Origin of the sequence: Pseudomonas sp. AK181 (assembly GCF_051122975.1) — a bacterium.
Taxonomy (GTDB): Bacteria; Pseudomonadota; Gammaproteobacteria; order Pseudomonadales; family Pseudomonadaceae; genus Aquipseudomonas; species Aquipseudomonas lactis.
Genome location: NZ_CP146348.1, coordinates 3,088,540 through 3,108,287 on the forward strand (window position 1 = coordinate 3,088,540; position 19,748 = coordinate 3,108,287).

At 61.9% G+C, this 19,748-nt stretch carries 15 protein-coding genes; 9 read left to right on the forward strand and 6 right to left on the reverse strand.

Annotation, left to right across the window (positions count from 1 at the left end; all coding sequences use genetic code 11):
* Positions 1 to 108: 108 nt before the first annotated feature.
* From V8689_RS14165 to V8689_RS14175, 3 genes are all read left to right on the forward strand, one after another.
* Entirely contained in the window at positions 109 to 3,066 is a 2,958-nt protein-coding gene (locus V8689_RS14165; protein WP_056785512.1) for an autotransporter serine protease, read from the forward strand.
* Positions 3,067 to 3,226: 160 nt separating this feature from the next.
* Complete coding sequence (locus V8689_RS14170) at positions 3,227 to 6,334, forward strand: autotransporter outer membrane beta-barrel domain-containing protein (RefSeq protein ID WP_434520727.1); 3,108 nt, start codon at positions 3,227 to 3,229, stop codon at positions 6,332 to 6,334.
* Between the two features lie 180 nt (positions 6,335 to 6,514).
* Positions 6,515 to 7,939: a polyurethane esterase gene (locus tag V8689_RS14175; protein WP_056785508.1), complete on the forward strand. Its 1,425-nt coding sequence runs from the start codon at positions 6,515 to 6,517 to the stop codon at positions 7,937 to 7,939.
* 59 nt (positions 7,940 to 7,998) lie between these two features.
* Here the strand turns inward: V8689_RS14175 and V8689_RS14180 are convergent, their stop codons facing one another.
* Positions 7,999 to 8,223: a YgdI/YgdR family lipoprotein gene (locus V8689_RS14180; protein WP_056785504.1), complete on the reverse strand. Its 225-nt coding sequence runs from the start codon at positions 8,221 to 8,223 to the stop codon at positions 7,999 to 8,001.
* A gap of 189 nt (positions 8,224 to 8,412) precedes the next feature.
* Here V8689_RS14180 and V8689_RS14185 point away from each other — a divergent pair, with 189 nt between their 5' ends.
* Both V8689_RS14185 and V8689_RS14190 read left to right on the forward strand, forming a co-directional pair.
* Positions 8,413 to 10,059, forward strand: a complete 1,647-nt coding sequence (locus V8689_RS14185) for a VRR-NUC domain-containing protein (RefSeq protein WP_056785502.1) — start codon at positions 8,413 to 8,415, stop codon at positions 10,057 to 10,059.
* Positions 10,056 to 12,317, forward strand: a complete 2,262-nt coding sequence (locus V8689_RS14190) for an ATP-dependent DNA helicase (protein WP_056785499.1) — start codon at positions 10,056 to 10,058, stop codon at positions 12,315 to 12,317. Before V8689_RS14185 ends, V8689_RS14190 begins: the two co-directional genes overlap by 4 nt.
* Before the next feature lie 103 nt (positions 12,318 to 12,420).
* Here V8689_RS14190 and V8689_RS14195 read toward each other — a convergent pair whose 3' ends face one another.
* Together V8689_RS14195 and V8689_RS14200 are read right to left on the reverse strand one after the other, a co-directional pair.
* A complete protein-coding gene (locus V8689_RS14195; RefSeq protein ID WP_003191166.1) occupies positions 12,421 to 13,371 on the reverse strand; it encodes an alpha-E domain-containing protein in 951 nt (316 codons plus the stop codon).
* A 2-nt stretch (positions 13,372 to 13,373) separates the two neighbouring features.
* Positions 13,374 to 14,783 (reverse strand): circularly permuted type 2 ATP-grasp protein, encoded by a 1,410-nt coding sequence (locus V8689_RS14200; protein ID WP_032897394.1) that lies wholly within the window; start codon positions 14,781 to 14,783, stop codon positions 13,374 to 13,376.
* A 407-nt stretch (positions 14,784 to 15,190) separates the two neighbouring features.
* On the opposite strand from V8689_RS14200, the gene V8689_RS14205 reads away from it, so the two are divergent.
* From V8689_RS14205 to V8689_RS14215, 3 genes are all read left to right on the forward strand, one after another.
* Positions 15,191 to 15,736: a hypothetical protein gene (locus tag V8689_RS14205; protein ID WP_014718415.1), complete on the forward strand. Its 546-nt coding sequence runs from the start codon at positions 15,191 to 15,193 to the stop codon at positions 15,734 to 15,736.
* 85 nt (positions 15,737 to 15,821) lie between these two features.
* Positions 15,822 to 16,034 (forward strand): hypothetical protein, encoded by a 213-nt coding sequence (locus V8689_RS14210; protein WP_056785497.1) that lies wholly within the window; start codon positions 15,822 to 15,824, stop codon positions 16,032 to 16,034.
* 11 nt (positions 16,035 to 16,045) lie between these two features.
* Positions 16,046 to 16,180: a hypothetical protein gene (locus tag V8689_RS14215; protein WP_263398746.1), complete on the forward strand. Its 135-nt coding sequence runs from the start codon at positions 16,046 to 16,048 to the stop codon at positions 16,178 to 16,180.
* On the opposite strand, the gene V8689_RS14220 is transcribed toward V8689_RS14215, so the two are convergent.
* The 3 genes from V8689_RS14220 to V8689_RS14230 form a co-directional block, all read right to left on the reverse strand.
* On the reverse strand, positions 16,171 to 16,518 hold the full coding sequence (locus V8689_RS14220; protein WP_056785495.1) for a helix-turn-helix domain-containing protein: 348 nt from the start codon (positions 16,516 to 16,518) through the stop codon (positions 16,171 to 16,173). The genes V8689_RS14215 and V8689_RS14220 overlap by 10 nt on opposite strands.
* A 55-nt stretch (positions 16,519 to 16,573) precedes the next feature.
* A complete protein-coding gene (locus V8689_RS14225; protein ID WP_056785491.1) occupies positions 16,574 to 17,920 on the reverse strand; it encodes a cation:proton antiporter in 1,347 nt (448 codons plus the stop codon).
* A 351-nt stretch (positions 17,921 to 18,271) separates the two neighbouring features.
* On the reverse strand, positions 18,272 to 18,715 hold the full coding sequence (locus V8689_RS14230; protein WP_032897385.1) for an Lrp/AsnC family transcriptional regulator: 444 nt from the start codon (positions 18,713 to 18,715) through the stop codon (positions 18,272 to 18,274).
* A 108-nt stretch (positions 18,716 to 18,823) separates the two neighbouring features.
* Here V8689_RS14230 and V8689_RS14235 point away from each other — a divergent pair, with 108 nt between their 5' ends.
* On the forward strand, positions 18,824 to 19,732 hold the full coding sequence (locus V8689_RS14235; protein ID WP_056785488.1) for a DMT family transporter: 909 nt from the start codon (positions 18,824 to 18,826) through the stop codon (positions 19,730 to 19,732).
* The last annotated feature ends 16 nt before the right edge of the window (positions 19,733 to 19,748 follow it).

A 19,748-nucleotide genomic window follows, 5' to 3' on the forward strand; every position in this document is an offset into this window, starting at 1 on the left:
AAAAACGTCAACGATGACGTGGACATCCTGGCTATACGCGTTGCCAGTGAGTTCTTCGCGAGCAAGCTCGCTCCTACAGGGGGAATAACAATAATAGGGAGTGTGCACATGATCACCGATTCACCGCGTTTCAAACCCTTCACCGCTGGTTCCTTGCTGCTGCTGTCCGTTGCGGCACAGGCGCAATACACCGAGACCGGCCAGCCGGGTAACCCTGCCAGTTGGCGCTCGGCCGAGTACCAGAGCGACTGGGGCCTGGGCCGCATGAAAGCCGATGAAGCCTACGCCGCCGGGATCAGCGGCCAAGGCGTAAAAATCGGCGCACTGGACTCAGGGTTCGATGCCAATCACCCCGAAGCTGCCAAAGACCGTTTCCACCCGGTCACCGCCACTGGCACCTATGTCGATGGCAGCGCCTTCAGCACCACCGGCGCGCTCAACCCGAACAACGATTCCCACGGCACCCACGTCACCGGCACCATGGGCGCCGCCCGCGACGGCGTGGGCATGCATGGCGTTGCGTACAACGCGCAAGTCTTTGTGGGCAACACCAACGCCAACGACAGCTTCCTGTTCGGCCCCACGCCAGACCCCAAATACTTCAAGACCGTGTACACCGCCCTGGTGGATTCTGGCGTGCGCGCCATCAACAACAGCTGGGGCAGCCAGCCCAAGGACGTCAGCTACCAGACCCTGGACAACATGCACGCGGCGTACGCCCAGCATTACAACCGCGGCACCTGGCTGGACGCGGCAGCGGACGTGGCCAAGGCTGGTGTGATCAACGTGTTCAGCGCCGGCAACAGCGGCTATGCCAACGCCAGCGTGCGTTCAGCCTTGCCGTATTTCCAGCCGGAATTGGAAGGCCACTGGCTGGCCGTATCCGGGCTGGATAAAGCCAATAACCAGAAATACAACAAGTGCGGCGTCGCCAAGTACTGGTGTATTTCAACGCCCGGCGCGCTGATCAACAGCACCATTCCCGACGGCGGTTATGGGGTGAAATCCGGCACGTCGATGTCGGCGCCCCATGCCACTGGCGCGTTGGCGCTGGTGATGGAACGTTATCCCTACATGACCAACGAGCAAGCCTTGCAGGTGCTGCTGACCACCGCCACCCAGCTCGACGGCTCGATCACCCAGGCGCCCAACGCCATCGTCGGCTGGGGTGTACCTGACCTGGGCCGGGCGCTGCACGGTCCTGGGCAATTGCTCGGGCCCATGGAGGTCAACCTGGCCGCCGGGCAGGGCGATGTGTGGAGCAATGGCATCTCCGACCAGGCGCTCATCCAGCGCCAGGCCGAGGACCGCGCCGAACACACGGCCTGGCAGCAAACCCTGATCGACAAGGGATGGCAAAACGGCGTGGGCGCCTCTGCCAGTCAGCAGGACCAGACCGATTACGCCATCGGCACTGCTCGCGACCAGGCCGCCGCCAACCGCGTGTACGAAGGCAGCCTGATCAAGGCCGGTGCCGGCAGCCTGGTGCTCAGCGGCGACAGCACCTATCGCGGTGCGACCCTGGTCAATGGCGGGCTGTTGGTCGTGAATGGCTCGCTGACCTCGGCGGTGACGGTGAATGACAGCGGCACCCTCGGTGGTTCCGGACGTATCGCCGCGTTGTCGGTGAACAGCGGCGGCCGTGTAGCGCCGGGCAATTCCGTGGGTACCTTGCAAGTGGCAGGGGACGTAAACCTCGGCGCAGGCTCGACCTATGCCGTGGAACTGACGCCCACCAGCAGTGACCGCATTGTTGCCGGCGGCCAGGCGATTCTGGGCGGCGGCACCGTCACGCTGGCGCTGGAAAACAGCCCGACCTTGCTCAGCCAGAGCGAGGCCCAGAGCCTGATTGGCCGCCAGTACTCGATTCTTCAGGCGGCGGGCGGTATCCAGGGCCAGTTCGGGCAAGTGCTGCCCAACTACCTGTTCCTCGGTGGCACCCTGGACTACGCCGCCAATGCCGTGCAACTGAACGTGGGGCGCAACGACGCCAGCTTCGCCAGCGTCGGCGCCACCCGCAACCAGCGCAACGTCGCGACGGCCGCCGAGCAATTGGGCGCCGGCAACCCGGTGTATGAAAGCCTGCTGCAGTCGCAATCGGTTGCCGTGGCCCAGCAGGGCTTGCAGCAACTGTCCGGGGAAATCTACCCGGCTGTGGGCGCGATGCTGATCAACGACAGCCTGCAACTGCGCAATGCCGTGGGCGAGCGCCTGCGCCATGTGCCAGTGACCGGTGAAAGCAACCTGTGGTTCAAGGCGCTGGGCGCCTGGGGCAAGACTGATAGCCGCACTGAAACAGCGGGTTCCACCACCTCTATCGGTGGCCTGTTGGCGGGCGTGGATGGCGCGCTGGATGAGCAGACCCGCGTGGGTGTGGTTGCCGGCTACAGCGACAGCTCCTTGAACATGGGCAGCGGTACCCATTCATCGGCGTCCATCGACAGCTACCACTTTGGCGCGTACGCCGGGCGCGAGCTGGGTGACTGGCGCCTGAGCGTCGGCGGTGCCTACAGCTGGCATCGCGGTGATGTGAAGCGCGACCTGCAATGGGGTGACGTCAGTGGCAAGCAAAAAACCAAGCTGGACGCGACCACGGCGCAAGTCTTCACCGAAGCCGCGTACCGCATCCGCCTGCAAGCGGTGGCCCTGGAGCCGTTCGCCAACCTGGCCTATGTGCATCTGAACAGCGAGTCTTTCCACGAAAAAGGCGATGCCGCGGCCCTGGAACGCGGCAGCGACCGGCGTGATGCGGTGCTCAGCACCCTTGGCGTACGTGCCATCAAAACCCTCGCCCTCAATGACCACCAGCAACTGGACCTGTCCGGTTCGTTGGGCTGGCAACACAGCCTGACCGCGGTGGAATCCGAAGAGCACCTGGCGTTTGTCGCAGGCGGCCCTTCATTTGCGGTGCGCAGTGCGCCATTGCTGCGCGATGCCGCCCTGATGGGCGTGCAGGCCAGCCTGGCGCTGAATGCATCGACGCGGGTCAACCTGGATTACAACGGCCAACTGGGTGGGCGCGCGAAAACCCAGGGCGTGGGTTTGAGCCTGAACTGGCAGTTCTAACCTGATCGTTCCCACGCTCCCCGTGGTAACGCCTCTTGTGACGCTCCGCGTCACGCTTTGGGACGCAGAGCGTCCGGGGCTGCATTCCCACGCGGAGCGTGGGAACGATCAGCGATCTGTGATTTACACACTGGCAATAAGAAAACTAAGGAAGGTCACCGTGAAAAAACGCAAGTCAGGGTTAACTACCGCCATCCACACAGGCCCGGGCTATCCGCTCAAGGCGCTGAGCTGCGTGCCATACGGCGCGTTGCTGTGTTGCCTGGCAAGCCTGGGGACCGCCCAGGCCGCACCCTATGTGGAAACCGGCAAACTGGGCGACGCCGCCAGCTGGCGCAGCAATGAGTTCAAGGCCGACTGGGGCCTGGGTGCCGTGCACGCCGACACCGCCTATGCGGCCGGCTACACCGGCAAGGGCGTCAAGCTGGGGATCTTCGACCAGCCGGTGTACGCCCAGCACCCGGAGTTCGCCAGCCCTGGCAAGGTGGTGACGATTGTCACCGAGGGCATTCGCCAATACACCGACCCGTATATCCCGGTGAAGGCGGGCGACGCGTTCCGCTACGACGGCACGCCGTCCAAAGACTCTAACGGCAAGCTGGGTAACCACGGCACCCACGTCGGCGGCATTGCGGCCGGTAACCGCGATGGCGGGCCGATGCACGGCGTGGCGTTCAACGCACAGATCCTCACCGCCGAAAACGGTGACCCGGGGCCGGAAGACGGGATCATCCTTGGCAACGACGGCGCCGTGTACAAGGCAGGTTGGGATGGGCTGGTCGCCAGTGGCGCGCGCATCATCAACAACAGCTGGGGCATCGGCATCGGTGATCAGTACGCCAAGGGTGGTCGTGATCCGGCGTTCCCCAACTTCACCGTCAACGAGGCCCAGGCGCAGTTCAATACCATCCGGCCGATCCTCGGCACCCTCGCAGGTGGTGCGTACCAAGGCGCCATCGACGCGGCCCGCAGCGGTGTGCTGACCATCTTTGCCGCAGGCAATGACTACAACCTCAACAACCCGGATGCGATTTCGGGCCTGGCGTATTTTGTGCCAGAGATCGCGCCTAACTGGCTGTCCGTCGCGGCCCTCCAGCAGAACCCGAATACCGCCAGCCCCGATCCTTACGTGATCAGTACTTTCTCCTCGCGTTGTGGCTATGCGGCGAGCTTTTGCGTGTCGGCACCCGGCACCAAGATCTACAGTTCGATCATCAACGGTACCGACCTGAGCAACCTCACCACCGATTGGGCCAACAAAAACGGCACTTCAATGGCCGCACCCCACGTGGCAGGCGCCGCAGCGGTGCTGATGGAACGCTTCCAATACATGAGCGGCGACCAGATCTCCACCGTGCTCAAAACCACCGCCACCGACCTCGGCGCGCCGGGCATCGACTCGCTGTACGGCTGGGGCATGATCAACCTGGGCAAGGCGGTCAACGGCCCGGGGATGTTTATCACCGCCGAAGATATCCCGGCCGAATTGCGCATCGACGGCGCCTATGGCAGCGGCCAGTTCGTCGCGGACCTGCCGGGTGTCGGTGCGGTGGTGGATGCCGGCAAACCCACCCAGCGCGTGTGCGATGACCTGCACTGCGGCCGGGATGTGTGGAGCAATGACATCTCGGGCCATGGCGGCCTGACCAAGCAGGGCATCGGTACCTTGGTGCTCACCGGCGCCAATACCTACAGCGGGCCGACGCGGGTCAACCAGGGTTTGCTGGCGATCAACGGTTCGGTCACCTCCGACGTCACTGTGAGCCAGAGCGGCGTGGTCGGGGGTTCGGGGCGTATCGCTTCGCTAAGCGCGAACAGCGGCGGCACCGTGGCGCCGGGTAATTCCATCGGCACCTTGAACGTGGCGGGCAACGTCAACTTTGAACCGGGCTCGACCTACGCGGTAGAGCTGTCGCCCACCAGCAGCGATCGCATCGTCGCGGGCGGCACGGCCACCCTCAACGGCGGCACCGTGACCCTGGCCCTGGAAAACAGCCCGACCTTGTTGAGCGCGACCCAGGCCCAAAGCCTGATCGGCCGTCAGTACAACATCCTGCAAGCGGCAGGTGGCGTCACCGGCAGCTTCGCGGCAGTGGTGCCCAACTACCTGTTTGTCGGCGGCACCTTGAACTACGCCGCCAACGGTGTGCAGCTGGATGTGGCACGCACCAACAGCTTCGCCAGCGTGGCCGCCACGCCGAACCAGCGCGCCGTGGCCGCCGCCGTCGAGCAATTAGGCGCGGGCAATGGTGTGTATGAAAGCTTGCTGCTGGCACCCACGGCCGCTTCGGCCCAGGGCGCGTTCCAGCAACTGAGCGGGGAGGTTTACCCGGCGCTGGAAACCGCACTGGTCAATGACAGCCGCTACGTACGCGAAGCGGTGGGCGAACGCCTGCGCAATGGCGAGATGGGCGCTACCAGCCAAGCCATCGACAGCCGTGGCAACGTGTGGGTCAAGGCACTGGGTGCATGGGGCAAGACCGACAGCCGCAACGACACGGCGGGCTACACCACCTCCATCGGCGGCATGCTCGCCGGTGTGGACGGTGCCCTTGATGAGGCCACACGCATTGGCCTGGTGGCCGGCTACAGCGACACGTCGCTGAATATGGGCAGCGGCACCCACAGCCGCGCCTCGGTCGACAGCTACCATTTCGGCGCCTATGCCGGGCATGAAATCGGCGCCTGGCGCTTGAGTGGCGGCGCGACCTACAGCTGGCACCGCGCCGATGTCAAACGTGACCTGCAATACGGCGACGTCAGCGGCAAGCAAAAGGCCAAGGTCGATGCCCACAGCACCCAGGTGTTCACCGAAGCTGCGTACCGCATCAACCTGCAACCGCTGGCCCTGGAGCCGTTCGCCAACCTGGCCTACGTGCACCTGGCAACTGACAGCTTCAAAGAGAAGGGCGACGCCGCCGCGCTGAAAAGTGGCGACGACAGCCGCGACCTGGTGCTCAGCACCCTGGGTATGCGCGCCTTGAAGACCTTCAATATCAACGACCATCAGCAACTGGAAGTCTCCGGCACCCTGGGCTGGCAGCACAACCTGAGCAGCACCGATTCGGAACAGCATCTGGCGTTTGCCTCGGGCGGCCCGTCGTTCACGGTGGAAAGTGCGCCGATGGTGCGCGATGCCGCGTTGGTAGGGGCCCGGGTCAGCCTGGCCTTGAGCAAGGATGCGCGGGTTAACTTCGATTACAACGGCCTGCTGGCCAGCAAAGAGAAGGTGCACGGCGTCGGCTTGAGCCTGGATTGGGCGTTCTAAAGCTTCAAAAACCCCTGTAGGAGCGAGCTTGCTCGCGAAGATCATCAACGATGACGCGTTCCACCTGAAGGAACGCGGCGCACTTGTGTTTTTCGCGAGCAAGCTCGCTCCTACAGGGGGGTAACGGATAACAGGTGTTTTGGCTTTCTCTACAAATCCAACAACAGAGAGGCACTACCAATGGGTATCTTTGACTATAAAAACCTCGGTACCGAGGACTCCAAGGCGCTGTTCGCCGATGCCATGGCGATCACGTTGTATTCCTACCACAACCTGGATAATGGCTTTGCCGTCGGTTACCAGAACAACGGCCTCGGCCTGGGTTTGCCGGCCACCCTGGTCAGCGCGCTGATTGGTGGCAGCAACGCCCAAGGGGTCATCCCTGGCATCCCCTGGAACCCCGACTCGGAAAAGGCCGCCCTTGAGGCGGTGCAAGCAGCCGGCTGGACGCCTATCAGCGCCAGTACCCTGGGCTACAGCGGCAAGGTCGATGCGCGCGGCACCTTCTTTGGCGAAAAATTCGGCTACGGCACGGCGCAGGCCGAGGTGCTGGGCAAGTACGATGACGCGGGCAAGCTGCTGGAGATCGGCATCAGTTTTCGCGGCACTTCGGGGCCTCGGGAAAGTGTGATCACCGACTCCATCGGCGATGTGATCAGCGACCTGCTCGCCGCCTTCGGGCCCAAGGACTATGCCAAGAACTACGCGGGCGAAGCCTTTGGCGGCTTGCTCAAGAACGTGGCGGACTACGCCACTGCCCAGGGCCTGGGCGGCAACGACGTCGTGGTCAGCGGCCACAGCCTGGGAGGCCTCGCGGTCAACAGCATGGCCGACTTGAGCGACAGTACCTGGTCGGGGTTTTATAAGGACTCCAACTACGTGGCCTACGCGTCGCCGACCCAAAGCGCCGGCGACAAAGTGCTTAACGTCGGCTATGAAAACGACCCGGTGTTCCGCGCCCTGGATGGCTCGTCATTCAACCTGTCGTCCCTGGGCGTACACGACAAACCCCACGAATCGAGCACCGACAACATCGTCAGCTTCAACGACCACTACGCCTCATCCCTGTGGAATGTGCTGCCGTTTTCCATCCTCAACCTGCCCACCTGGGTCTCGCACTTGCCCACCGGTTACGGCGACGGCATGACCCGCATCCTCGACTCGGGCTTCTACGAGCAGATGACCCGCGACTCCACGGTGATCGTCGCCAACCTGTCCGACCCGGCACGGGCCACCACCTGGGTGCAAGACCTCAACCGCAATGCCGAGGCACACAAGGGCAATACCTTCATCATCGGCAGTGACGGTGACGACCTGATCAAGGGCGGCAGGGGCGTTGACTTTATCGAAGGCGGCAAGGGCAATGACACGATCCGCGACAGCAGTGGGCACAACACGTTTTTGTTCAGCGGGCAGTTTGGCAATGACCGGGTGATTGGCTACCAGGCGACGGACAAGCTGGTGTTCAACGACGTGGCGGGCAGCACCGATTACCGCGATCACGCCAAGGTGGTGGGCGGGGATACCGTCATTAGCTTTGGTACGGATTCGGTGACGCTGGTGGGTGTGAGCAGTCTGTCGGGGGAGGGGATAGTGATCAGCTGATGCATTCGGTGTGGGAGCAGGCAAGCCAGCTCCCACATTTGAAGGATGTTGCTAGAGGATCACTTTTCCTTGCGCACCGTGGCCACATCATCGGCCTTGATGCGAATAAGCTTGCCGGCAATATCGGTGAACTCGTAGAAGCCGTCGGCCGTCTTGGCGTTGGGCGTGTCCTTGGTCAAATATTGCGTGCCGTTCTGCAAGGTCACTACGGTTTGCGTGGAGCAACCGGCCAATACCAGAAAAGTGAGTGCAACCAGTGGCAGACCCAAATTCTTCATGTTCATAACCCTTACCTTTAACCCTGAAAAGTCCCGCAGCGTCTGGCTGCGCGGCCATAAATATTACTTGATCAACCCCCTCATCAGATTGTTTTTTTGCAAAAAGTTGCAGGCGCCATTTATCTATTACTGATTGCAACAACCGTTTTGCCCCGGCACTCTGTATGCATAACCAGTATTTGATTGCTTTGCGCCATGGCCAACCCCCTCGAAGACCCCTTGTATTACCTGCATAACTTCCGCCAAGTGCTGGTGTGGTTGGGGCAACGCTATGCCGATTTGCTCGATGCGCACGAACAGCATTTCATTCAGCAATTTGACAGGTTGCCCCAGGCCTCCCAGGCGTTGTTGGTGCGCATGGTGATGCGCAAGGGCGTGCATTTTCGCGCCACTAAACTCCATTACCTGGAAATCGGTTGCCCCCATGCGGCGGCGGGGCCATTGCGTGAGCTGGGATGGGTGGAGGATCAAAGCCTGCTGCCGTTTGCCACCCTCTTCGCGCTGCTGCAAAAGAGTGAACTGCTCGGCGCCTTCAAACCCTGGATCGATCAACCCAAGGGCAACAAGGCCGACTGGCTTGAACCCTTGATGGCGCAATTTACCGAACCGCGCAGCTTTGCCCAGTGGTGTCCCGACGTGGACGATGTGCTCTATAGCCTGACGGTGATGGAGTTGTGTGATCGCCTGCGCCTGATGTTCTTCGGCAACCTGCACCAGGACTGGTCGGAGTTCGTGCTGGCGGACCTGGGTATCTACACCTATGAAAAAGTCGAGTTCTGCGCCGAGTCTCGCGGTTTACGCAGCCGTGACGATGTGCACGGGTTTGTGTTCCTGCACCAGTGCCAGCAAGCCTTTGAAGCCGGTGAGGCATTGGATACGGTGTTGGCGCAGGTCGCCACGCTGTGTATCGACAACCCCTGGCTGGAAAAGCGCCGCGCCAAGCTGCTGTTCCAGATCGGCCAGTATTGCGAACGTTGCGCCGAGCTGGCACTGGCCGAACAGATCTACCGCAATTGCACCCATCCCGGTGCGCGGGCGCGGCTGATCCGCGTACTGGAGCGCCAGGAGGATTACGCCCAAGCCATGGCCTTGGCGAGCGAGGCGCAACAGGCCCCACACAGCGCAGCGGAACAACAACACCTGCTACGGGTGGTGCCGCGCCTGCGGCGCAAACTTGGCGGGCCGGCGCTGCCCAGGGCCAAGCCCCAAGCGGTGGCGCGCCTGGACCTGGCGCTGGTGCAGGAGCCGCTGCTGTCGGTGGAGTCCTGTGTGCTGGCGCACCTGAGTGAACCGGATGCGCCGGTGCATTACGTCGAGAATGGCCTGATCAATTCGCTGTTTGGCTTGCTGTGCTGGGAGGCTATTTTCGCACCGCTGCCAGGGGCGTTCTTCCACCCGTTCCAGCGCGGGCCGGCGGACTTGCACAGCGAGGACTTTTATCCGCGCCGTGAAGCCGTGTTTGCCGCGTGTTTTGCACAACTGGAGGACGGTCGCTACAAGGCCAGCATCCGCCAACGCTACGTGGACAAATGGGGCATTCAGTCGCCGTTCGTGTTCTGGAACCTGCTCAGCGAAGAACTGCTGGAGCAAGCCCTGGCCTGCCTGCCCGCCGAACACTTGCGCCATTGGTTTACGCGCCTGTTGCAGGATATCCGTGCCAACCGGGCCGGGATGCCGGACCTCATCCAGTTCTGGCCGGCGCAAAACACCTATCGCATGATCGAGGTCAAGGGCCCCGGTGACCGCCTGCAAGACAACCAGTTGCGCTGGTTGGCGTTCTGCGGCGAGTACCAGATGCCGGTCACCGTTTGCTACGTGCGCTGGGCGGAGCAACCCGCTTGAGTTACAGCGTGGCCGTGCGGGCGCTGTGTGAGTTCACGGCCAAGGTCGGCGACCTCGACCTGCGCTTTACGCCGTCGCCCAGCGCCCAGGAAGGCATTGTCGGCCATCGTACGGTGGCGTCCCGGCGCAGCGCGCATTATCAGCATGAGGTTGCCCTGGAGGGTGACTACCAGCAGCTCAAGGTGCGGGGCAGGGCGGACGGCTATGACCCGGACGCCAATCGCCTGGAAGAAGTCAAAACCTACCGTGGCGACCTCAGCGCCCAGCCCGCCAACCACCGGCAACTGCACTGGGCCCAGGTCAAGGTGTATGGCTGGCTGATGTGCCAGAAACTCGGGCTTGATCACATTGACCTGGCGCTGGTGTATTTCGATATCGTCGGCGAAGGCGAAACCGTGCTGAACCAGCGATTCGATGCGCCAGGCCTTGAGCAGTTCTTCAATCAGCAATGCGCGCTGTTCCTAAACTGGGCGCGGCAAGAGATGCAGCATCGCGACGCACGCAACGCCGCTGCGCAGAGCCTGGCGTTTCCCCATGCCGACTTTCGTACCGGGCAACGCGACCTGGCCGAGTCGGTCTACAAAGCGGTGAGTACGGGCCGGTGCCTGATGGCCCAGGCGCCCACTGGCATTGGCAAGACCATCGGTACCATTTTCCCGCTGCTCAAGGCCTTGGCGCCGCAACAACTGGACAAGCTGTTCTTCCTTACTGCCAAGACGCCCGGGCGCAAGCTGGCGCTGGATGCCGCCCAGGTGCTGTACGACAGCAGCCCCGAGTTGTCACTGCGCGTGCTTGAGCTGGTGGCACGGGACAAGGCGTGCGAACACCTGGACAAAGCCTGCCACGGTGATTCCTGCCCATTGGCCAAAGGCTTTTACGACCGCCTGCCTGCCGCCCGCCAGGCCGCGTCCCAGGTGCGCCTGCTCGACCAGCGCAGCCTGCGCAACGTGGCGCTGGCCCATCAGGTATGCCCGTACTACCTGAGCCAGGAAATGGCGCGCTGGAGCGACCTGATCGTCGCCGATTACAACTATTATTTCGACTTCGGCGCCATGCTGTTCGGCCTGGCCCAGCTCAACCAATGGCGCGTCGCGGTGCTGGTGGACGAGGCGCACAACCTGGTCGAACGGGCGCGCTCGATGTACAGCGCCAGCCTGGACCAGTACAGCCTCAAGACCTTGCGCGATAGCGCGCCCGAGACACTGAAGAAACCCTTGCAGCGCTTGAACCGCGAGTGGAATGCGTTGCACAAGGACCAACTCGCGCCGTATCAGGCGTACGCGGCCAAACCAGACAAACTGCTCCAGGCCCTGAGCCTGTGCACCAGCGCCATGGGCGACTACTTCAACGACCACCCCGAAGCCCTCAACGGCGACCTGCAAGCCTTCTACTTCGACGCGCTGCAATGGGCCAAAGTGGCCGAGCTGTTCAATGAGCACTTTATCTTCGATATCACCAAGCGCCAGTTCAGCGGCAAGCGCAGCAGCTCGACCCTGTGCCTGCGCAACGTGGTGCCGGCCGAGTTCATTCGGCCCAGGCTGACCGCCGCGCGCAGCAGCGTGCTGTTTTCCGCGACCCTGAGCCCGCGCCATTATTACGCCGACTTGCTGGGCCTGCCGGCGGATACTGCCTGGGTTGATGTGGCGTCACCGTTCAAGGCCGAGCAATTGCAGGTCAGCATCGTTGACCGCATCTCTACGCGGTTTGTGCATCGCCAGGCGTCGCTGGAACCCATTGTGGAACTGCTCGCCCGGCAATTCGCCGCGCAACCGGGTAACTACCTGGCGTTTTTCTCAAGCTTCGATTACCTGCAACAGGTGGCCCAGTTAATGGCCGAACGGCACCCGCAGATTGCGTTGTGGTTGCAGGCGCGGGGCATGGCCGAGGCCGAGCGCCAAGCCTTTTTGGAGCAGTTCACCCACCACAGTCAGGGCATTGGCTTTGCGGTGCTGGGCGGTGCGTTTGGCGAAGGTATCGACCTGCCCGGTGCGCGCCTGATCGGTGCCTTTATCGCCACCCTGGGCTTGCCGCAGCTCAACCCGGTGAATGAACAGATCAAGGCACGCATGGGCGCGGTCTTCGGCGCGGGGTATGACTACACCTACCTGTATCCCGGTATTCAGAAAGTGGTGCAGGCAGCGGGGAGGGTGATCCGCAGCCAGCAGGATCGCGGGGTGGTGATGCTGATCGACGACCGCTTTGGCGAGTCGCGGGTACGCCAGTTGCTCCCACGTTGGTGGGCGATCACCCCCCTGTAGGAGCGAGCTTGCTCGCGAAAAACGTCAACGATCACGCGGGCTTTCTGAATTAACGCGGCGCCGATGAGTTTTTCGCGAGCAAGCTCGCTCCTACAGGTGTGTGTTAGACCACTTCCAGATAGGAGCTTTGTATCTCCCGCGCCAACTCACGCACGGTGTCGATGAATTCTGTCAGCCGAGTGTGCAGCCCATCTTCCAGAATCTCATCAATCCCCGTGTACCGCAGCCGCGCCTCGAACTCCGCCGCCAGGCGTTGCGCCGTGCGCCCGTAACTGCCGGGCAGGTCCGCCAGAATATGGCTCAATTCCTCGATACAGGCATGCAGCGAACGCGGCACATCACTGCGCAACAGCAACAGCTCAGATACCGAACGTGCATTCAAGGCATTCGGATACAGCTCGGTATACGCCTCGAACGATGACAACGCGCGCAGCAGGGCGCTCCACTGGTAATAACCGCGTGCCGACAGGTCGCTGACTTCTTCGGACTCTTCGCCAAACATCTCATAGCGCGCGTCCAACAGGCGCAAGGTGTTGTCCGCACGTTCGACAAAGGTGCCCAGGCGAATGAAGCGGTAGGCGTCATTGCGCATGATGGTGCCCGAGGTTGCGCCACGAAACAGGTGCGAGCGCTGCTTGACCCAATCACAGAAGTGGCTGATGCCGTGTCGCGCCAGGCCACCGGCGGCGATGCTGCGCATTTCCAGCCAGGTGGCGTTGAGGTTTTCCCACATATCGGCGGTAATGCGCCCGCGTACCGCATGGGCATTGCCTCGGGCGGCGCGTAGGCAGTTGTAGATGCTCGCCGGGTTTTCCGCGTCGAGGGCAAAGAAGTGCAACATGCGTTCGGCATCCAGGGTCTGGTGCCGTTCCAGGTAGCTGTCCAGGGTGCCGCTGCTGAGCAACGACATTGCCAGTTCGTCCAGGCCATCGCTGCGCCCGGCCTGGGGCATCAAGGACAGCGAATAGCTGACTTCCAGCATGCGCGCCAGGTTCTCGGCGCGTTCCAGGTAGCGCGACATCCAATACAGATCTGCAGCCGTTCTACTCAGCATACTCAGCCCTCCACCACCCAGGTGTCCTTGGTTCCGCCGCCTTGCGACGAGTTGACGACCAGCGAGCCTTCCTTAAGCGCCACGCGGGTCAAGCCACCGGGCACCAGGCGGGTTTCCTTGCCCGAGAGCACGAAGGGCCGCAGGTCGATGTGCCGGGGTGCGATACCGTTTTCGACAAAGGTCGGGCAGGTGGACAGGCTCAGGGTCGGTTGGGCGATATAGGCATGGGGGCGGGCCTTGATGCGTTGGCGGAAGTCTTCGATCTCGGCGGCCGTCGACGCCGGGCCCACCAGCATGCCGTAGCCGCCGGAGCCCTGGGTTTCCTTGACCACCAACTGCTCGAGGTTGGCCAGCACATGGGACAGTTCATCGGGCTTGCGGCATTGGAAGGTCGGCACGTTTTGCAGGATCGGCTCCTCGTCCAGATAGAAACGGATCATGGCCGGTACGTAGGGGTAGATCGACTTGTCGTCAGCTACCCCGGTGCCGATGGCGTTGGCCAGCACCACATTGCCGGCGCAGTAAGCCGCCACCAGCCCGGGCACGCCGAGCATCGACTCGGGGTTGAACGCCTGGGGGTCGAGGAAAGCGTCGTCGATGCGTCGGTAGATCACGTCCACGGCCTTGGGGCCGTCGGTGGTGCGCATGAACACCTTGAGGTCCTGCACGAACAGGTCGGCGCCTTCCACCAGTTCCACGCCCATTTCCCGGGCAAGGAACGCGTGCTCGAAGAAGGCGCTGTTGAAGCGCCCTGGAGTCAGGACGACCACGTTGGGATTGTCCAGGCGGCTGGAGCTCTTCAAGGTCTTGAGCAGCAGGTTAGGGTAATGATCCACCGGCGCAATGCGCTGCTTGGCGAACACTTCCGGGAACAGGCGCATCATCATCTTGCGGTCTTCGAGCATGTAGCTCACGCCGCTGGGGGTGCGCAGGTTGTCTTCCAGCACGTAGTAGGTACCGTCGCCGTCGCGTACCAGGTCGACGCCGGAGATGTGCGAATAGATGCCACGGTGCAGGTCGAGACCGACCATGGCTTTCTGATAGCCCTCATTGCCCAGGACCTGGTCGGCGGGAATGATCCCGGCCTTGATGATGCGCTGGTCGTGGTAGATGTCGGCGAGGAACATGTTCAATGCATTAACCCGCTGGATACAGCCGCGCTCGATCAGGCTCCATTCACTGGCGGGGATGCTGCGGGGAATGATGTCGAAGGGAATCAGGCGTTCGGTGTCTTGCTCGTCGCCATACAGGGTGAAGGTGATCCCGGCGCGGTGGAACAGCAAATCCGCTTCACGGCGACGCTGGGCCAGCAGTTCCGGCGGCGTGTTGGCCAGCCAGCGAGAGAAGTCCTGATAGTGCGCACGGCATACGCCGTTTGCGTCATTCATTTCATCAAAGAAAGATCGAGCCATTCCAGTACCTTGTCAGTGCCCAGTGTGGCTTTGGGTGGCACTGCCGCTTAAAAAAACGCATGTTTTTATGAGCCCGTGGCTGAAGGTGCCAACAGACCTGGTCCTTACTTTCTTATGGGGGCGGCTCTGGGTCGGGGGGTAACGCATGCTCCTGTTTTCGGGATGGTGAATGGATAAAGCAATGCCTGTGCCGGAATGCCAATAATTCTCTGTAGGAGCGAGCTTGCTCGCGAAAAACTCACCGGCACCGCGTTTATTCAGGAAGCGCGCGTTATTGTTGACGTTTTTCGCGAGCAAGCTCGCTCCTACAGGGGGCAGTGGTCGCCCTGAATTGGTGCGCGAACCTACTTGAACTTCACAAGGCCCCGATTCTTCTAAGGAGTTTCGTCACCTTGTGGAGCACCGTCGTGTCCAGAATCATCTCCCCCCACACTCCGGAAGCGGCCCTAAACGACCACAGCGAACACAACGCAAAGATCTTCGGCTCGCCCAAGGACCGCCTCGACTTTTACCGGCGCGAGATCCAGTACGAAACCAGCATCCTGGCCAACCGCACCGACGCCTACCTGACCGCGCAGTCCTTCCTGGTGATTGCCTTTGTTTCCGGCATGGGCAACCTCAACCCGGAATGGGGCAAATTGTTCACGCTGGTGGTGCCGATCTTCCTGGTTTCGTTGGGTATTCTCAGTTCGCTGAATGCCTGGCCAGGGATCCGTGCGGCGTATGAAATCATCGACCACTGGCACTACAAGCAAAGCGAATTGCTGCGCAGCGAGCCGGTGATGGGCATGGCCTACGATGAATCGCCGCTGTTTTCCGAAGTGGAGTCGAGCCACAAGGGCTATCGCAAGTCGCTGTTGTTTTCCATGCGTGCGCCATGGCTGTTCATGGTGTTCTGGCTGGTGTTGGGCATTTATGCGTTCTATATCCAGGTGGACAACCCGCTGCGCTGAGCAAGCGAACGGAACTTCAGCCGTGGCGATGACGCCTTACCTCTATGCGGTACAGATTTTTCACCGGCCTGCAAAGAGGTGCCTCATGACCCAACCTAACGATCCACAGACTAGCAATCGCAACGACCCCGCGATCGACGGCGGCGAGCCTGCCCCTGGCACCGCCGCCGATGCGCCCAAGGATCCAACGCCTGCGAGCGACCCCAAGGCCAAGGAAAACGACTACAGTCCAGACTTCAGGCCCGAGCGCGAGCACAAGCCTGAAACCGATGCCGATATCGATACCCAAGGCGGTTAGAGGAGACGCTCATGTCAAAAGAACTGGACGAAGAACCCAACGACCCGGGCAACGAAGACCCGGGTTCGCAGATGGACGATGCCGAAGTGCCGCTGAACGACCTGGATGAGGCGGCAGACGTCGGCAACACTGAAAATCAGGACTGATCCGGCGGCGGGCCCGAGGGGTTACTGAGCTTGAAGTAGACGTCTTCCTCGGCTCCGCCGTCCAGCGATACCTCCTGGCCCACCACGCGGTTATCGATCAGCGTCTGCGCCTGGTCGCGGCTGATATTGACCACCGTGCTGCGCTTGCCGGTGATCACATACACCACATCCACTCCATGTTCGGCCAAGGCTGCCAGGTAGTCGGCATGGGGCAGGTCTTCGCCCATTTCATATTGACGTTGCTCGCGTGTGGTCACGCCGCCTGCCTGCGCCAGGTATTGCTGCGAATATCCCAGGCGTTGGCGTTCCTCAAGCAATCGTTGGGCGATCTTTTTCATTGGCTGGCTCGTACTGTGGGTCCTGACTGTTTGAAACCCCGGCGCGGTGCAGGATTCAATTTTTTTGCGCAGCCTGACGCTCATACCACGCCAGCATCGGCTGAGTACTCAGGCCATGGACCAGGATGCTCAACGCGATGACCGACAGCGTCAGGTTGACCGCCACCTCGCTGCTGGTGCCCACCAGCCCATGGTTGAGCGCATAGAACAGGTAGTAAATGCTGCCGATCCCACGAATGCCAAACCAACTGACCAGGCTGCGTTGCCGTCGGTCCAGCAGGCGGCCCCATGGCATGGCGAATACGCTGGCGGGGCGAATTACACAGAACAGCAGCGGCGCTACCGCCAACGCGGCCCACTCCCAGTGGCTGATCAGCACGATGCCCAAAACGGTTACCAGGAACACCTCCATGGCCCGCTCCACCAGGCTACCGAAGGCCAGCATGTCGCCCATCATCACGCCTGCCGCGATCTGGGTGTCTTTCAGGTGGCTGACGTCGCCATGCAAGGCTTGTTCGGGCTCGATTTCAAGGTGGCCCACCACCGGCTGCGCCAGGTGCTCGGCGGGGGTCTGGGCGTTACCGGTGGACTTCACCTCGGCCTGACGCAACCCCAGGCCCGCCGCGAATACCGACAGGAAGCCATAGCCGCCCACGGCTTCGGCGCTCACATAGGCGAGGGCGATCAATGCCAGTGTCAGGTAATCATTGGGCGACAGGGTGCTGTCGGCATTGATCAGGCGCAGGCGCAACGTTACACGGCCGATACCTCGGCCCATCCAGTAGCCGATCAATAGCCCGACCGGCACCGCCCACACCAGGTTTTTCAGCACCCAACCGCCGACCCAGTCGCCATCGAAACCGCCGTGTTGCATGAACAGCAGGCCGAAGATCACAAACGGAAAGGCGCTGCCATCGTTCAGCCCCGCTTCGCCAGACAGACCGAAGCGCAGCGCGTCGTAGTCCTGGGCATTGTTGACCTGAACCAGGCCCGCCAGCACCGGGTCGGTCGGCGCCAGAATCGCGCCCACCAGCAAAGACACGCCCCACGACAGATCCAGCAGGTAATGCAGCAACAGGCCGGTGCCGAGGATGGTCAGCAGCATGACCGGGCCGGCCAGGCCAAAGGCGATGCGCCAGGTGCGATGCCTGAGCGGCAGGCGCAGTTTCAAACCGCTGACGAACAGCGAAAACAGCACCGCCACTTCGGTCAGGTGCTCCATCCAGCGCGCCGAGCCCTTGATGTCCAGGTGCAGCAGGTCCACACCGAGGGGGCCGATGGCGATACCGAGCAACAGGCACACCGCCGAAGTGGTGACCGGCATCCAGCGCAGGTAGGAGGAGGTGAGGGCGAGCGTGAGCAGCACCGCGCCCAATACGGCCAACCATAGAATGAATGTCATTGTGCGTGTACCCGGCCGTGGTTCATTCAGGTTGGAGGGCCGTGGCCAAGTGCGGGTTCAAACAATCACCGGCTTGAAGTGGCTTCTGTGGGAGCGGGCTTGCTCGCGAATGCGGCGTGTCAGCCACTGAATCCTTAACCGAATCACCGCTTTCGCAGGCAAGCCAGCTCCCACACTGGTTATGCATTGCCCACAGAATCAGCGCCCGGCGCAGATCCCCTGTGGGAGCGGGCTTGCCCGCGAATGCGGTATACCCGTCAACATAGTCGGTGACTGACACCCTGTATTCGCGAGCAAGCCCGCTCCCACATAGGACTGTGTTTGGCCATGACACGCCCTTGACATGGCACCTTAGCGGTCCCCCAGCGGCGGCAGTCGCCGTTTCACCGGGGTTTTCTTCACGATCGCCGTGTTGGTTTCGGCATAGCCATTGATCCGGTCCAGCAGGCTGTCCAACTGGTCCATGGTGCGCACATGCAGGCGGGCGATGAAGCAGTCCTCGCCGGTGACCTTGTCGCATTCGGTGAACTCGGGGATCGCCTGGATCTGGCGCTCCACTTCCTGCAGCTTGCCGGGCAGGGGGCGGATGCGCACGATGGCTTGCAGCAGGTAGCCGAAGTGCTTGGGGTCGATGTCGACGGTGTAGTGGGTCAGCACGCCGCGTTCTTCCAGGCGGCGCAGGCGTTCGCTGACGCTGGGCGAGGACAGCCCGGTGATGCCTGCCAGGGCTTTGAGGGACAGCCGCGAGTCGTCCATCAAGGCGGCGATCAATTGCTGGTCGATGGTGTCGATCATGGTCTGTGCCTAATAAGAAAAGGTGAATTCGGAGTTTTGCCTTTTTTAGACGCTGTAGCCGTCGCGGACAGATTGCCATACTGGAGCTTCACTTGAGGAGCTTCAATCATGGATTCATCCATCCGTCGCGGGTCGTGGGAAATGGTCGCCGCCATGCTGATCTCGGGCAGCATTGGCTGGTTTGTGCTGGTGTCTGGCGTGTCGGTGATCGAGGTGGTGTTCTGGCGCTGCGTGATCGGCGCGCTGACACTGTTACTGGTGTGTGCCTGGCTGGGTTACCTGCGTGTAGACCTGCTCAGTTGGGCAAAACTGGGGCTGGCCGTGCTCAGCGGCGTGGCCATTGTCGGCAACTGGCTGTTGCTGTTCGAATCCTATTCCCGGGCATCCATCGCTATCAGCACGGCGGTGTACAACGTGCAGCCGTTTATGTTGGTGATGCTGGCGGCGGTGTTTCTTGGTGAGAAGATCACCGTGCAGAAACTGGCGTGGCTGAGCGTGGCATTCCTGGGCATGTTGGCGATTGTCACCGCCCATGGCGAGCAAACCGGTGGCGGTGATTACCTAGTAGGCATCGCGCTGGCCCTGGGGGCGGCATTTTTGTATGCGATCGCTGCGCTGATCATCAAGCGCCTCAAGGAAATACCGCCACATTTGATGGCATTGATTCAGGTGGCCACTGGCGCGGTACTCCTGGCGCCGTTGGTACCCTGGAATGGCTTGCCTGCGTCAACAAATGCCTGGGCTGCGCTGCTGACCTTGGGGGTCGTGCATACCGGGTTGATGTATGTGCTGCTGTATGGCGCGATCCAGAAATTGCCGACCGCCATTACTGGCGCACTGTCGTTCATCTACCCGATTGCGGCGATCTTCGTGGATTGGATTGCGTTCGGGCATCGCCTTGGGTGGCTGCAATGGCTGGGTGTGGCGGCGATTCTGTTGGCAGCGGCGGGGTTGCAGCGGGGCTGGTGGTGGCCCCGCAACCTCGGTAGGAGCGAGCTTGCTCGCGAAGAAGGTTAACGATGACGCAGCGCAT

What these genes read in the sequence shown, in the direction of transcription:
- V8689_RS14195 (WP_003191166.1), bottom strand. Translation starts at nt 13,371, where the DNA reads ATGCTGAGTAGAACGGCTGCAGATCTGTATTGGATGTCGCGCTACCTG.
- V8689_RS14210 (WP_056785497.1), top strand. Translation starts at nt 15,822, where the DNA reads ATGACCCAACCTAACGATCCACAGACTAGCAATCGCAACGACCCCGCG.
- V8689_RS14215 (WP_263398746.1), top strand. Translation starts at nt 16,046, where the DNA reads ATGTCAAAAGAACTGGACGAAGAACCCAACGACCCGGGCAACGAAGAC.
- V8689_RS14180 (WP_056785504.1), bottom strand. Translation starts at nt 8,223, where the DNA reads ATGAACATGAAGAATTTGGGTCTGCCACTGGTTGCACTCACTTTTCTG.
- V8689_RS14185 (WP_056785502.1), top strand. Translation starts at nt 8,413, where the DNA reads ATGGCCAACCCCCTCGAAGACCCCTTGTATTACCTGCATAACTTCCGC.
- V8689_RS14225 (WP_056785491.1), bottom strand. Translation starts at nt 17,920, where the DNA reads ATGACATTCATTCTATGGTTGGCCGTATTGGGCGCGGTGCTGCTCACG.
- V8689_RS14165 (WP_056785512.1), top strand. Translation starts at nt 109, where the DNA reads ATGATCACCGATTCACCGCGTTTCAAACCCTTCACCGCTGGTTCCTTG.
- V8689_RS14235 (WP_056785488.1), top strand. Translation starts at nt 18,824, where the DNA reads ATGGATTCATCCATCCGTCGCGGGTCGTGGGAAATGGTCGCCGCCATG.
- V8689_RS14200 (WP_032897394.1), bottom strand. Translation starts at nt 14,783, where the DNA reads ATGGCTCGATCTTTCTTTGATGAAATGAATGACGCAAACGGCGTATGC.
- V8689_RS14175 (WP_056785508.1), top strand. Translation starts at nt 6,515, where the DNA reads ATGGGTATCTTTGACTATAAAAACCTCGGTACCGAGGACTCCAAGGCG.
- V8689_RS14220 (WP_056785495.1), bottom strand. Translation starts at nt 16,518, where the DNA reads ATGAAAAAGATCGCCCAACGATTGCTTGAGGAACGCCAACGCCTGGGA.
- V8689_RS14230 (WP_032897385.1), bottom strand. Translation starts at nt 18,715, where the DNA reads ATGATCGACACCATCGACCAGCAATTGATCGCCGCCTTGATGGACGAC.